13 protein-coding genes and 1 tRNA gene are annotated in these 13,975 nt (G+C 67.8%); 4 read left to right on the forward strand and 10 right to left on the reverse strand.

Annotation, left to right across the window (positions count from 1 at the left end; all coding sequences use genetic code 11):
• Positions 1–13: 13 nt before the first annotated feature.
• The 4 genes from ACFT2C_RS23820 to ACFT2C_RS23835 form a co-directional block, all read right to left on the reverse strand.
• Positions 14–655 carry a hypothetical protein gene (locus tag ACFT2C_RS23820; RefSeq protein WP_377209563.1) on the reverse strand — a complete coding sequence of 214 codons (642 nt, stop codon included), beginning with the start codon at positions 653–655 and terminating at the stop codon, positions 14–16.
• Between the two features lie 188 nt (positions 656–843).
• Entirely contained in the window at positions 844–3,501 is a 2,658-nt protein-coding gene (locus ACFT2C_RS23825) for a polysaccharide lyase family 1 protein (protein ID WP_377209564.1), read from the reverse strand.
• Between the two features lie 386 nt (positions 3,502–3,887).
• Positions 3,888–4,037 (reverse strand): hypothetical protein, encoded by a 150-nt coding sequence (locus tag ACFT2C_RS23830; protein ID WP_377209565.1) that lies wholly within the window; start codon positions 4,035–4,037, stop codon positions 3,888–3,890.
• Between the two features lie 156 nt (positions 4,038–4,193).
• On the reverse strand, positions 4,194–5,312 hold the full coding sequence (locus ACFT2C_RS23835) for a D-alanyl-D-alanine carboxypeptidase family protein (RefSeq protein ID WP_377209566.1): 1,119 nt from the start codon (positions 5,310–5,312) through the stop codon (positions 4,194–4,196).
• Positions 5,313–5,457: 145 nt separating this feature from the next.
• Between ACFT2C_RS23835 and ACFT2C_RS23840 the strand changes: the two genes are divergently transcribed.
• Complete coding sequence (locus tag ACFT2C_RS23840; RefSeq protein ID WP_377209567.1) at positions 5,458–6,027, forward strand: hypothetical protein; 570 nt, start codon at positions 5,458–5,460, stop codon at positions 6,025–6,027.
• A gap of 7 nt (positions 6,028–6,034) precedes the next feature.
• Here ACFT2C_RS23840 and ACFT2C_RS23845 read toward each other — a convergent pair whose 3' ends face one another.
• Entirely contained in the window at positions 6,035–6,412 is a 378-nt protein-coding gene (locus tag ACFT2C_RS23845; RefSeq protein WP_377209568.1) for a DUF2255 family protein, read from the reverse strand.
• 295 nt (positions 6,413–6,707) lie between these two features.
• Here ACFT2C_RS23845 and ACFT2C_RS23850 point away from each other — a divergent pair.
• Positions 6,708–6,780, forward strand: a tRNA-Asn gene (locus tag ACFT2C_RS23850).
• 258 nt (positions 6,781–7,038) lie between these two features.
• Here ACFT2C_RS23850 and ACFT2C_RS23855 read toward each other — a convergent pair.
• The 3 genes from ACFT2C_RS23855 to ACFT2C_RS23865 form a co-directional block, all read right to left on the reverse strand.
• Positions 7,039–7,455 (reverse strand): hypothetical protein, encoded by a 417-nt coding sequence (locus ACFT2C_RS23855; RefSeq protein WP_377209569.1) that lies wholly within the window; start codon positions 7,453–7,455, stop codon positions 7,039–7,041.
• Complete coding sequence (locus ACFT2C_RS23860; RefSeq protein ID WP_377209570.1) at positions 7,449–7,928, reverse strand: hypothetical protein; 480 nt, start codon at positions 7,926–7,928, stop codon at positions 7,449–7,451. The genes ACFT2C_RS23855 and ACFT2C_RS23860 overlap by 7 nt, the downstream gene beginning before the upstream one ends.
• Before the next feature lie 590 nt (positions 7,929–8,518).
• Positions 8,519–9,091 carry a nitroreductase family protein gene (locus ACFT2C_RS23865; protein WP_377209571.1) on the reverse strand — a complete coding sequence of 191 codons (573 nt, stop codon included), beginning with the start codon at positions 9,089–9,091 and terminating at the stop codon, positions 8,519–8,521.
• A 130-nt stretch (positions 9,092–9,221) separates the two neighbouring features.
• Between ACFT2C_RS23865 and ACFT2C_RS23870 the strand changes: the two genes are divergently transcribed.
• Together ACFT2C_RS23870 and ACFT2C_RS23875 are read left to right on the forward strand one after the other, a co-directional pair.
• Positions 9,222–9,524 carry a putative quinol monooxygenase gene (locus tag ACFT2C_RS23870; protein WP_377209572.1) on the forward strand — a complete coding sequence of 101 codons (303 nt, stop codon included), beginning with the start codon at positions 9,222–9,224 and terminating at the stop codon, positions 9,522–9,524.
• A 46-nt stretch (positions 9,525–9,570) separates the two neighbouring features.
• A complete protein-coding gene (locus tag ACFT2C_RS23875) occupies positions 9,571–10,323 on the forward strand; it encodes a helix-turn-helix domain-containing protein (RefSeq protein ID WP_377209573.1) in 753 nt (250 codons plus the stop codon).
• Positions 10,324–10,369: 46 nt separating this feature from the next.
• Here ACFT2C_RS23875 and ACFT2C_RS23880 read toward each other — a convergent pair whose 3' ends face one another.
• The gene (locus ACFT2C_RS23880) at positions 10,370–12,382 is read right to left on the reverse strand and encodes a beta-galactosidase (RefSeq protein WP_377209574.1); all 2,013 of its coding nucleotides are present in this window, start codon (positions 12,380–12,382) and stop codon (positions 10,370–10,372) included.
• An 89-nt stretch (positions 12,383–12,471) separates the two neighbouring features.
• A partial coding sequence (locus ACFT2C_RS23885) for a cellulase family glycosylhydrolase (RefSeq protein ID WP_377209575.1) occupies positions 12,472–13,975 on the reverse strand: 1,504 nt, incomplete at its 5' end.

Genomic DNA, 13,975 nt, shown 5'->3' on the forward strand with positions numbered 1-13,975 from the left:
GCGCCGGTTCCGGTCAGCCCTGCTTGCGGGCGCCAGAGGTCCTCCGCTGGCGAGTCGCGGCGGGTTTCTTCGCCGAGCTCCGCGCAGGCTTGGCTGCCGTGTCGCGTCCGCTGCCGGTCTTCCCGGTCCCCTTCCGCGTGCTCCTGCTCCGCGCGGGTGGCTTGGCCGGCTCTTCCTCAGGCTCTTCCTCAGGCTCCTCCTCGGGCTCCTCCTCGGCCTCGTCCTCAGGCTCCTCCTCGGCCGCGTCCTCAGGCTCCTCGGGGGCCTCCTGACCCTCGGGCTCCTCGACGGGCTCTTCGGTCTCCTCCTCGTCGGCGGCCTCCGACTGCACGTCCCGGAGGCGCTCGGTCTGGTCCTGGAGCTTCGCGCTGAGAGCGTCGATCCGCTTCGTGGCGGTGGCAAGTGCGGCGGCCTTGCCCGCACTCACCAGCTTGCCGGTGACCTCACCCCTCAGCCGCTCGACCTCCGGTGAGGAAAGGACCGAGTCGCGAAGCCCGCCGCCCACCTCACTGAGCAGCCCGCCCCCTTGCGACCCGCCCATCGAGCTCTTGGCCGCGACGGCTCCGGCGATCATGAGCGCCGTCTTCATCATCTTCGTCCGCCCGAGCAAGTAACCGCCGAGCAACACCCCGGCGAGCTTGACCTTGTCGTCCATCACAACCTCCAAATTCGTCGTCCGGTTCTGACCAGCTGGCTGCTCGACTGAAGTCCCTTTCAGCGTTCCACACGGTCAACTCACTCGCGCGACTGAGGGTTTCCGGCTACGACAGACGCCCCGACCGGAACGGTCGGGGCGTCGGCGGGCGTTCGGCGGGCGGGCGCTGTCCGGCCCGCCGTCCGCTGTCACAGGTTGACGGTACGTCCCCCGATCGTCACCACGAGGCGACCGTCGGACGCGAAGGACCAGGCCAGGGAGCCCGAGTACTGTGCGCACCGGGAGCCGTTGGAGCCGGACCACCACTGGTTGCCGCCGGCGTCGGTGCCGATGATCCGGTCGTTCGTCCCGCTGTTGCAGGACGTGTTGTCGCGGAACGTCGAGGTGCCGCCGTCGAAGTTGAAGTTGCGCTCCGTATTGCCGATGCTCAGGTTGTTCGAGATCGTCAGCGACCCAAGGTTCCGGTTGTAGCCGAACCCGTGCTTGCCGTTGTCGAAGGCGATGCTGCGCCGCACGACGTGGTTGACCGCGATGTCCTCGCCGCCGAGCTTGAAGCCGTTGCGGTCGCCGTTGCCTGCCTGGCCCCCGTTGGACAGGGTCCCGTTCTCGTAGGAGAGCGAGTCCTCGATGGTGACGACTCCGATGGGGCCGGTGTCGGACTTGGTGTACAGGTCCCAGCCGTCGTCGATGTTGTTGTGGGACACGGCGTACCGGAACACGTTCCCGGCGCCCACGGTGAGCTTCGGCGCGAACCCGTCGGCGTCCTCCCCGTCGGAGTCGGCGTTGTCGTGCGACTCCGACGACACGATGAGGTTGTTCGAGGGCCACTCACTGCTGGGCGCCCCGGCCGTGTACCGGGAGAGCTGGAGCCCGGAGTCACGGTTGAACCGGGTCACCACCCGCTCGATGACGTTGTTGTCGCCGCCGAGCAGGATCCCGTTGTCGCCCGCGTGCTCGACGACGATGCCGCGCAGGTGCCACCAGTCGCCGCCGATGGCGAGCCCCCGGTTGGCCGGGTCCTCGCTCTGGGCCGAGAAGTTCAGCACGGGCCGCTCGCCGGGGTACGCGAACAGCTCCGTGCGGTCGCCCGAGAGCCCGTTCCTGCCCTGCGCGATGGTGACCGTCTGCGAGTAGTTGTAGGTGCCGCCGCGCAGGTAGATCGTGCCGCCGGCGCTGATCCGGCTGATCGCCGACGGGAGCGTCGTCGGGTTCGCCTCGGTTCCCGCGGCGCTGTCGGTGCCACCCGGCGCCACGTACAGCGCGTCGGCGGTGGGCTCCTCGGTCGGGCCGCCGTCGTCCGGCGGGTCCGTCGGGTCACCGCCCGACGACGGCGCGCCGGCATAGGTCTCGAGCTCGGCGACCCGCGGCGTGGCGCTGGAGCTGGTGATCTCGAAGTTGATCTTGCTCAGCGAGGTCGCGGGGAAGCTGATGGCCTTGGCGCCGCTGCCCGTCGCGAGGACGGCGCCGTTGTCGTTGTTGACGACGCGCCACGAGCCGATGTTGCCGACGGCGCCCGACGCCTCACGGATGTTGATCGACGACACCGTGGTGGCGGATCCCCACTTGACCGAGATGCGGCCCGTCGAGCCCGCGGGTGACCAGTAGGTGGCGGTGTTGCCGTCCAGGACGCTGCCGTAGCTCGTGTCGCTGGCCTTGCTGGAGCCGTCGGCGCCCGCGCCGAGGCTCAGGTTGGTCCCGGTGGGCGGGTCGGTCGGGTCCGGCGTCGGGTCCGTCGGGTCCGGGGTCGGCGTGGGGTCGGGATCCGGGTTGGTCGGCGTGCAGCTGCCGTCCGAGACCTGGTTGCCCTTGTTCGCACCCGCCGTCTGGCTCACGACCGCCGGCACGCAGCTCGCGGCGTCCATGGGGTACGAGTAGGGGATGCTGACCGTGGTGGTCGACGTCGGGTCGGGGCCGGCCGGGTTGTGGTCGCTGCTGCGGCCCGACCACGTCACGTTGTCGAAGATGTTGCCGCTGACCTGCCAGTAGCCCGCCTGGTCGGTGTAGAACGTGCCGAGCACGTCCACGGAGTCCTCGAAGTAGTTGTTGTCGACCTTCGCCTTGGCCCCGGCCCGCGAGTTGATGCCGGACTCGTTGAGGTTGACGTAGTGGTTGTTGTAGGCGTGCGCGATGCCGCCACGCAGCAGCGGCGTACGCGAGTCGATGTTCGAGTACAGGTTGTGGTGGAACGTGACGAACCCGTTGGAGAGGTCGGTCTCGCTCGATCCGATGAGGCCGCCGCGCCCCGAGTTGCGCAGGGTGCTGTACGACAGCGTCACGTACTTGGTGTCGTCCTTCATGTCGAACAGGCCGTCGTAGCCCTCCGACTCACCGCCCGAGGCGAGCAGGTTGACGTGGTCGACCCAGACGTTGCGGACGCCGCTCTCCATGCCGATGGCGTCGCCGCCGTTCGACGTGGGCGAGCCCGACTTCTTCACGTTCTGGACCGTCACGTTCTGGATGATGATGTTGCTGGACTCGCGGATGTGGATGCCGATCTGGTCGAAGACCGCACCGCTTCCCACACCGACGAGCGTGACGTTGCTGATCTGCTTGAGCTCGATCACACCGTCGGCCGTGTTGCAGCTGCCGCCCGACACCTTGCTGGTGTTGCTGTGGTTGATGGTTCCCGTGACCTCGATGATGATCGGGGTGCTGCTGCTGGCGCGGGTGCACAGCGCGGTGTGGATCGCGGTGCCGGTCGTGGCCCGGACCGTCTGGCCGCCGGCGCCTCCGGTGGTGCCGCCGTTCTGCGTGGCGAAGCCCGTGGCCGGGCCGGTCGCGGCCGCGGCGTCCGGGATGGACTGTGCGGTGATCCCGATCGTGACTGCGAGTGTCAGCGCAGCCACCGCCGAGAGGATCTGGACAGCTCTTGGTCGTCTCATCGTCATTGCCTCACGTTCGTCGTTGAATGCGGGACAGTGCTGTGGTTCGTTCGCGCGACATGGCATCTCCAGGCGCATCCGCCCCAACGCTGGAGCGAGACACCGGATGAGATCTGGATCCATGGGTAACCGGTTTCCCGGATCCTAGTAACCGGTTTCTCAGATGGCAAGCCCTTGAGCCGACGACGTGTGTGATCACTTCACCGAGCGGTGGTGCGTGGCGCCCTCGCAGCCAGGGCGACCACGCCTACGCGGACATGTGTGTTGCCGTGAGTGGACAGCGTCTACTCACGGCAACACGTGTCGCACGGGATCGCCTTCGCGACCCGCGCCTCGCCGGACTGCTTGCGCTAGACCCGGCTGCGGCCTACCAGGCCCAGGATCAAGCTGACCACCAGGACAATCACGCCGATCCAGATGAGGAACTGGCCGATGTCCGTAGCAACCCCCAGGATGACGAGGGCTACGCCGACCAGGATGAGAATGAGCCACGTTGGCACCTTGGTCTCCTTTCCCCGGCACGACGCACGGTTGCGCCGTACTACCTCGACATTCGCGTCGCCCACGCCCACTCGCACGTCGAACCGGACGAACCGCACGCTCCGCACAGACCGGCGACGATCAGCGGCCGGGACACCGGGCAGGCCGGCGCGGCGTCACTCGCCCGCGCGGGCGAGCACCGACTCCCAGTGCCACGGCTCCGGCACGCGCCCGTCCGGCTCCGCGAACGCCGGATGGACCCAGCCGTAAGTCTTGGCGTGCGCCTTGAGCCAGCTGTACTGCCCGGTGTCGAACGTCTCCACGCCGCCGCCGATGTCGACCGCGACCCCCATGCCGTGGTTGGAGCAGCCGGGCGGCGCGGCGATCGGTGAGGACGGGTCGTAGATGGCCGCCTGCGACTCGTACGAGCGGTACGACGAGTTGATCGTCAGGTGCTCGCCGAACGCCTTGCGGTACGCGGCGTCGAGCTCGACCAGACCGTCGAGCACGTCAGTCCGCACGAAGTGCGTAGGAGCCCACGGGATCGGCGACAGCGCCGAGCTCGGGATCTTGCCGCTGTCCGGGTCCCACGTGTGGTCGGGCTCGGGACAGGTGATCGCGTCCTGCGCGTCGGACAGCGTGTCCGTCGCCATGGCGACCACCGAGCTGTTGGTGCTCAGGTCGAGCGCGGCCTTCTCCAGCGCCACGAGGTCGGTACCGGCGAGGCTGGTGTTCGCGGCGTCGTCGACAGCGGCCGACGTGGTCAGGGCCTCCTGCAGGCGCGCCCGGACGACGTCGTCGACGCCCTTGCCCTCGGTCGCCATGTAGACCTTCTTGGCGCGCGCCTCGGTGGTCTCGAGACTCGTGCGGGCCGCTGTGACCTCGCCGCGCGCGAACTCGACCATCGAGGCCTGGACCGCGCTGGTCGCCGCTCCGAGGGACTCCCGCGCGTCCGCCGTCCCGGTGGTGATGCGTGTGAGGACCGGCTCCGCCAGCAGGGTGTCGACCTCGGCGATCTGCGCCGAGAGGCTGACCCGGGACGCCTGCTCGGCCACCTTGCCGTCGGAGGCCGACAGGAGCTGCCTGGCCGCGGCGTTCTGCGCGGCGAGGTCGTCCGTCTCCGACACGACGTGCCAGGCGAGACCACCCCCGCCCATCGCGAGGACGACCACGAGCGTCGCGACGACCACCGCCCGGGCGTTGCGCCGGCGGCGGCGCTTCGCCTCGCGCCGCTCCCTCGCCGTACCTCCGACCGTCGCGCCAGCGGGATCAGTAGCGGTCGCAGCGTTCGTCACGGTCACGAGGCCAGAACCTACGGCAACCGGCGCCAGCGCGCCGACCGGACAGCGGGTGAACTATGCACCTCGACCACCGGGTCGGCGACGGGGACACGGGACCGGCCTCGTTCGCTCCCCCAGCGTGCGGCACTACGGTGGGGCCATGGGGTTCCGATCGTGGTTCGGGCACCGCCCGCAGAAGGCGGTCCGCCGTGCCGTGCGCTCGCACAGCACCGACTCGGTGCTGACCCGGGCGCCACTGATCACGTCGTCGGGCGAGGCATGGGCCTTCGCCACGCGAGCCGAGCTCCTGATGATCTCCGCACCCGAGGCACCGTCCGGCCAGGACGACGCCGAGTCGCGAGGCGCGCCGTCCGTCGTCGTGCACCGTGAGTGGGCCGACGTCGACCGCGCGACCTACGACATGGAGTCCAACGTGATCCGGGTGCACTGGGTCGACGGTGAAGAACCCACCCCGCTGACGCTCGACGGCCGGCGCTCCGTGCTCCCGCAGGTGCTGCGCGAGCGCGTGCAGTGGTCGGTGGTCCTCGCGGAGCCCGTCAAGCTGCCGGGCGGGCGCTCCGCCCGCGTGGCGGTCCGACGCCGGGCGGACGGCGAGCTGTTCTCCCAGGTGATCGGCGGGCGCGACGTCGACCTCGCCGACCCGGACGTGGCGGGCGCGATCGACGCCGCCGAGGCCCGGGTCCGCAGCGCGGCGGGGCTACCCGCCTGAAGCGCGGCTAGTCCTGCGGGACCGCGCGCAGCGTCGCCGCGACCAGCTCCGGACCGACGACGGTGCTGACTATGCGTTCCGAGTACCGGCCGTACTTGGCGCGGTAGGCGTCGTCGAGCTGGGCGTGGACATCGTCGTCGGGAACCTCGAAGCGGACGTCGCGCTCGACGCCGCCCACCCGGACCCTGCCCGTGCCCGAGACCTTGGCGCGACGGAACCACCCGTTGTCCGGGCCGTACGCCGAACGGACATACACGTCGTCGCCCACCCGGGCGGTCCAGATCGTGACGTACGGACGCAGCGTGCCATCCGGTCGGTGCGACGTGACCTGTAGCTCGTCGGTCTTGTCGACCTGCTGCAGCTCCTGCTCGGTCCAGCTGCTCATGCCTCCTCCTCCCGGGCGCCTCCGGCACCCCTTCCGCTGACCTCGTGGCGTGGTCGGCCACTCCACGATGTAACGCCCACGCGCCGTCAGCGAATCCCGCTGGGACCGGTACTGACAGGGCCTCCCAGGCGCCCTGGTCCGTGCTGTAAGGGCTCGTCTCGCGTGCCGTCTACCCGTCCCTGCGGTGTGATCGACGCCGCTGCGCCATCGATGGGATTTGAGGCAGGACTACCCGCCGGAACCTGTTAGAGTTTTCACCGGTCGCCCTCCCGGTGCACGGGACGGGCGAACGCGATCCCGCGTAGCTCAGCTGGCAGAGCATCCGACTGTTAATCGGACGGTCGTTGGTTCAAGTCCAACCGCGGGAGCCGGAACGAGGCCCTGAATTCCCATTTGACGTGGGGATTCGGGGCCTCGTCGTTTCGCCGTCAGCCCTGATCAGAAGGGCTCTGCCGGACCTTCACTCCGCTCCACCGGGCGACCGTCGCGGCCAGACCAGCGTCTCGTGTGGGACCTACCCACCCCGAGTCGGTGTCGCCTCGGGTCTGCTCCCACCGCGCCACAGCAACTCGACACGGCACCATGAACGCCAAGTGCGCCGCGCCATAGAAGTCCCTCTAACCGAACTATGGCGAATCGAAGCCCTCACGATCCGCAGCCCAGCGGTAATCGCCCGCGGGCGGGGCGCTCGGCGGTGGCGCAGGCTCTGTGCGGCGCCAGGTCTGGCCCTGCCGATCGACACCAACCGCGACGACCATAGCTTCTGCAGAGCCGATCTCCTCCCACAGATGCTCAGACGCGAGCCGAAGCCCACCCTCGATCGAGTCAACATCAGGGAAGACGTCGCGCACGTTGTCGTGGACCGACTCGATGAATCGCTCCAGCCCCTGTAGGTCGATGACGAACTCGACAGGAGTGGCTTCGGACGACACCTGCACGAGGGCACGAGCCTCGTGAGCGTTGACTGCAATGTGGTCCAGAACCTTGCCGCCACGGGAAATCAGGTCGCGGGCAAGGTCCGGCGTGGAGTCGGAGTTCAGCACTGTGTTCCTGAGGGGTAGGCGGTGATGATGCGATGACTTACGCGGGCCACCGAAACCATGGGATAGTACGACCCTACGACCTCGTTAGTGCGATTGTCGACCAGCAGGATCTTGCGTGAGTAGCAGAAAGTATCGTTGGACGCGCGGTACGTGATCTTGTCCGGGTCACTCAGCGCCCAATGGATTCCGTAGTCAGCGGTATCTCGCCAATTCTCTTGTGCGATTGCGGCCCTCGACTCCCACTGGCTCAGGTGCCTCTTGACGATATGCCTATATCCCCACGCGTCACTGCCACATGTCAAGTTAGAGCCGCCATACGTGATGGACCTTCCACCGATATGGGCCTGAGAACGACCCTTGAACGCTCGAATGATCTTCAGGTTCTCGTCGAAGATTCCGCACGCACCCCATGTCACGGTCGGCCAAGCCGCCAGCCCGTTCGCCCTGGCACCTTCGGCCTCGGAGTCGGCCATCCACGAATACCGCGGGCTTCCTGACCCTGAGTCCCCTTCGGTACCCGTCGAGGACGCTGCCGAACTCTCGGAGGCGACTGCTGCACCCACTCCAGTCCCCACCAACACCGCTGCAACGATTAGCACGGTCATTTGGCGAATAACACGTCGGCCCAAGGTTCTCTCCTCCGGCGTTGGCCCACTCAGCAACGGCGGCGTACGCATTAACCGTACGGGCACGAGGCTGCGTCCGCACTCCCCGCCTGCAGGGGTCAATTGTCCTGTGCCTGTGCGCCCTCCATGAACAACTGGCGCTAGGCTGAACTAACGACTGCGACGCACCTACGCCGCACTTTCATTGCGAGGCACTGCGTCGCGATAGGCCGGAACGGCACGGTCCACTCTGATCTCAGGCAACTCCACCGCAGGTCAGAGCACATAACACGTCACATTGGGTCTCAACCGGTTGACGGCGAACTCACCCCGGACGGTCGTTGGTTCAAGTCCAACCGCGGGAGCCGGAACGAGGCCCTGAGTCCCCTTGTGAACTGGGGATTCAGGGCCCTCGCCGTCTGCGCGTCGGCACAGTCAGGACGCGCTGCGCGGGAGGCTCATGCGCGCGCCCAGGTGATGTCCTCGATACTGGCGCGTTCGCGACTGGTACCAGGCGAGCGGACGTCCCCGGCCGCGTGCGCAGCGACACCGAACGCCGTCATCGATGTGACTTCCCAATGCGACGGCACCGCAAATTCAGCCGCCACGGCGTCTCGGTCGAACGCCCGGAACTGGTGCGCGTCCAAGCCGATCGAAAGCCCCTGGATGGTCATGTGCGCCACTGCCTGACCGAGGTCGTAGCGGGAGAACTCCGAGTACTCCCAGTCGATCGCGCCCTCGACGCGGGTATGGGCCAGATTGACCACCAGGAGCGACGCCATGGGCGCCCATGCCGACGAGCTGCGGGCCAGATGACGCACAATCCTGGAGTGCACGTCGTCGCCACGCAACCCCGCGACGAACCTCCACGGTTGGGAGTTCCCCGCCGACGGCGCCTTGCGTGCCGCATCGAGCAACGTGTCGAGCTGGGCCGAGCTGACCACCGCGACCGGATCGAACCGGACCGGGCTGAACCTGCCCGCCAGCGCGGGATGAATCTCTGGACAGACGGGCACCTCGCAGGTCGTCACGGACACAGTCTGAGGCAGTGTCCGCTGGGAGCGTGAACGCGTCCGGCTGACGGAGGCGGGCTGGACGGGTGCTGCCAGAGGATCGGGTCATCCAATCCGCGGCAGCCGCCGCCTTGTTCAGGAGGTCCTCGTGTTCATCGCAATCCTCGACTTCAGCACTGCTGCCACCGACCGTCCCACTGCCCTCGCCCAGTTCGACGCCGAGGCCGATCAGGTACGCGCCATGCCAGGCAATATCGCTTTCCGGGTCTACGCCGCGCGTGAGAACGACACGGCGATCGCCGTCGTCCATGAGTGGGACGACGAGGCTTCCTTCGCGGACTACCTGGGCTCGGACTCCTTCGCGCGATCAGGCCAGGCGATCCGGCCGATGATGATCGGAGCCCCGGTGAGCAGGCGCTTTCACGCCAACTTGCTGGAGACCGTGGTCTGACCGGCGTCGCGACGGACCTATAGGGTCGGCTCGTGCGAGACCGTCGATGACCCGCGGGGCGTACAGCTTCGTTCGCACGTTCGCGCCGGAGCCCGCTCGCGACCTGTGTGTAGACCGCCACTACCTGCTCTGCGCCTCCGCCGGGAGCCTTCGGCTGGAGGCGCACGGGCAGGCGTGGTTGCTGCCACCAGCGCGGGCCGCCTTGATCGAGGCGTGCCAGCCGATCCGGGTGAGCATCCCGCGGCCGGTCACGACCGCGTCGATCCTGTTCGATACCGAATTCACTCCGGCCCCGCCGGCGCCCTTGACCGTATTCGACCTCAACCCGCTGGCACGCACACTGCTGGCCGAGTGCCGTACGTGGGGCGAGGACGACGAACCCCTGACGGCGTACGCGGAGACGCTGTTCGCCGCGCTCGCCGCGGTGACCTGGCGGCTCGCCCATCAGCCGAGCCCCGTCGTCGTGCCGGCGGGTCGGTCACCGGAGCTGCGCCGGGCCCTTGAGCTCACCGAGCAGAGGCTCGGCGGTGAGGTCCGTTTCGAGGACGTGGCAGTCGAAGTTCGCCTCGCGCCGCGGTCGCTGGCCCGGCGCTTCGAGGAGGAGACCAGCATGACCTGGCGAGCAGTCCTGCGCCGCATGCGGGTGTTGGCTGCGATCGAGGAGCTCGCTGCTGGTGACACCCCGGTAACCAAGATTGCATTCATGGTCGGATACACGTCATTGTCGGCGTTCAACGCCGCATTCAGGGAGCTGACTGGCCGCACGCCAACGGAGTACCGGGCCAGCTTTCGGTCCTGACAAGACAAGACTCGACCGCGGGAGCCGGACACCCGCAGCCTGACGCTCAGCCGAGCTCGACGAAGTCCGCGTCATACGCGCCGAGCGTGAAACCTCCCTCATAGTCGGTGTCGTACAGAACGCTGGTCGCTCTGCCTTCCATCGTGATCGGTTTCGGCTCTGCGTCCAGGTTGAGGTAGAGCACATGGCGGTCGTCGATGGCGCGGGCCATCACGCCCGGCGGCACGAGGGGCCCTCGGGCGATGCCGTGCCGGTCGATCTCCCCCTCGAGCAGCAGGTCCAGGACTTCCCGGCGAGCCGGCAGCGCGACGTAGACGGCGCGCCCGGCACCGAACCGCTTGGCGGTCACCAGCGGATGGTCCTGGCCGAGTCCGGCCGAGCGACCAACCGTCCCGGCCGTGCCCGGTTCGACGACGTCGAAACGCGGGACCGACACCGTGACGGTGCTGCCGTCGACGTCGACGTCGATCTCCTGGTCGCCCGTACGCCCCCGTGGCAGCTCGTTCAGAGTTGCCGCCTCCTCGTAGGGACCCACCCGGATGCCGAAGACGTCGTCCAGCAGCCCCGGACGGGTGGTGGTGAACGCCTGGCCCGACGCGTCGAGCGTCGCGGAGTACGAGGTCATGATCGCGGTGCCGCCTCGGGCGACGAAGTCCCGGATCTTCGCGGCGCTCGCCTCGTCGAGCACCGCCACGCCGGGCACGAGGAGGATCTTGTAGTCCAGGTTGCTGAGCCTGAGGTCGACGACGCGCACGTCAAGATTCGCGTCGAGCACCGCCTCGAAAGCCGTCTGAGCCTGGTCTTCGTGCGACTCGGGGTAGGCAGCGCCCGCGATCTGGCTGGCAAAGTCGAGCACGACGGCGATCTCCGCACGCGGCCGATAGGGGAAGCCGCGGTCCTGGATCTTCGCGAACTCTTCCGCGATCTGCCGGTACTCCCCGAGGACGCGATTGGGGCGGCCGTCCCAGTCGACCATGCCCTGGAGGAACTGCTCTTCCCCCGCGTGCATCGTCTGCCAGGTCCACCCGCACACAAGCTGGTTGCCGAGCATCAGAGTGGCGTAGGCTGACCTCCGGATGGAGCCGGGGGCGGCCATCATCGTGGTGAACTCGGTGCACCAGAACGGGGTGGTGTTCTCGTACTGGATACGCGCGATCCCGAACAGGGCGTGGCGGATGCCGCCCGCCCCGATGATCCCGGTGCCCGGGTAGAAGCCGTTTCCGGCGCGGGCGAACCGCCCGGTGTAGGCGATCGGCGCGTAGTCGAAGTGCTTCTTCGGGCTGTAGTACCACATGTTCGTGGTGGTCAGGGCGTCGGGCGCGTGGGCGGCGACGACGTCCAGCAGCTCGTTCAGATACGCGTCCACCTCGTACGAGACGAACCGGCGAAAGTCGAGAACCCGTTCCGGCGCCCCAGGAACCGTCCCCGAGAGGGGCAGGCCCACCTCCTCGAAGTCCCCGATCCGCCGCGACCACCGCTGCCCCGCCCATGCCAGGTTGAGCGCGTCGACGGTCCCGTACTTCCCTCTGAGCCAGTCGATGTAGCGGACCCGGACGTGCTCCGAGTACGAGATCGGCCCGTCCCCGGGCTCGTTGTCGACGCCGAACGCCTCCAGCCCGGGGTGATCGGCATACCTGCTCGTCAGGGCTTCGGCGAACCGTCTCGCGTGCGCCCGGAACTGCGGGTCGCCCACGTCGTCCATGTAGCGGTGGTTCGCGTAGAGGCGGTTCCCGTTCGCGTCGGTCACGTCGATCGAGGGGTATTTGCGGTGCAGCCAGAGCGGCGCGGGTCGCACCGCGATGTCGAGGATGACGCGGACGCCGTTGTCGTGCATCAGGTCCATGACCTCGTCGAACCACTCGAACCGGAACTCGCCGTCCGTCGGTTCAAAGGTGTCCCAGGCGAGATGGCCCAGTCGCACGATCTGGATGCCGGCGTCCCGCATCATGGCGACGTCGCGCTGCCACGTCGAGGGGCCGGAGTCGTGCGGGTGGTAGTTGGTGCCGACTAGTAGTCCCCGGGCGGATCGGTCGCCGGGTTCTGGCGCATGGGTGCTCAACGGAGTCGCGTCTCCTCGACGTCGAAGGGTTGCTCGGGACATGCCGTCGGGGGCGGCGCGTTCGCGCCGCCCCCGAAGGTTTCAGCAGGTCAGGCGGTGCCGGTGACGGTGGCGCCGTCGCGGGTCACCGTGTACTCCAGCGTCTGGCCGCTCCAGAAGTGGAACGTCAGGGACACCGGCTCGCCGTCCTTGAGGCTGTCCAGGTACCGCTTGGTCAGCTGGATGGTCCCGTTCTCGTAGTCCGGCCGGAAGTCGTCCCAGAACTCAGGGAAGGCAGTCCAGTTGTGGAACCCGGCTCCGGTGCCGTCGGCGTAGACGGACTCCATCGTGGCCAGCTGGTCGCCGTTGAACGCCGCCGAGATCAGCAGCGACTCGTTGGTGCCGGAGGCGTCCTCGACGGCCGGGTCCTCGGAGCTGATGAAGTTGAGCTTCCACGGCATGCCGTCGGAGAAGAGGACCTTCAGCTGCGCGCTTGTCCCGATCTCTCGGTCGCCGAGGATGCGCTTCAGGAACTTCGCCTTGATCGTCAAGGTGGTGCCGTCCAACGCGTAGTCCGTGCCGGCCCGCAGGGTGGTGTTCCCGAAGCGGACCTTCTCGAACTCGAGGCCGTTGAGGTTCAGGGTGACCGACTTGTCCTTGACCTTGTCCGAGGCGTCGACGAACACGTTGTCGGTAGAGGCGGTGCCGGAGCGGGTGGTCCATGCCGTGGAGATGTAGTCGAACTGCTCCTGGTCGCGCCACTGGCGCTTGTAGCGGTCGTAGTGCGTGCCGTTGTCCCACCACATGGTCGTGATGCCCGCGGTGCGGGCGAGGTAGCCGAAGTGCTCGAAGAACTTCAGGTACTCGCCGCGCTCGACCTTGTTGTCGTAGTTGTCGAGCAGGCCGTACTCGCCGATGATGACCGGGATGCCCTTGGAGACGAAGGTGTCGACCTGACTCTGGAAGTTCTCCACCTGCAGGTTCTGCACCTCCTCGTTGTAGGTGGTGTACCCGGCGACGTTCACGCTGAAGGGCCAGAAGCTGTAGTTGTGGGTGGTCGCTGCCAGCATCGGGTCATCGAGCGCCTCGATCTCGGCGGCGAGGGCGTCCATGTCGCCCGGGTCGGATCCGGTGTGGAGCGTCGGCAGCACCAGGAGGCGGTCGGCGTTGTTGCCGCCGGAGGAGCGCACGATGTCGTGGAACGAGCCGTTCAGCTCAGCCATGTAGCGGTGGTCCTCCTCGGCGCCGGAGGAGCCGGTGAAGCCTTGTTCGTTGATGGACTCGAAGACCAGCTCCTGCGGGTAGTCCTTGAACGTGTTCGCGATCTGGGTCCAGGTGGAGTTGTACTGGGCCATGACCTCGTCGTGCTTGGTGGGCATGTTCGTGACCCACTGCCAGGAGTCGTGGTGGATGTTGATCATGACCTTGAGGTCCGCGTCCAGCGCGTAGTCGACGATCTCCTGCACGCGTGCCATGGTCGCGGGCTCGACCGTGTAGTCGGGGGCCGGGCCGGTGTGGTTGCCCCAGCTGACGGGGATGCGGACCGAGTTGAAGCCCTCGGCCTTGATGTCCTTGAAGAAGGTGTCGTCGACGCGCGGGTTGCCCCACGCGGTC

Origin of the sequence: Promicromonospora sp. NPDC057138 (assembly GCF_042670845.1) — a bacterium.
In the GTDB taxonomy this organism is placed as follows: Bacteria; Actinomycetota; Actinomycetes; order Actinomycetales; family Cellulomonadaceae; genus Promicromonospora.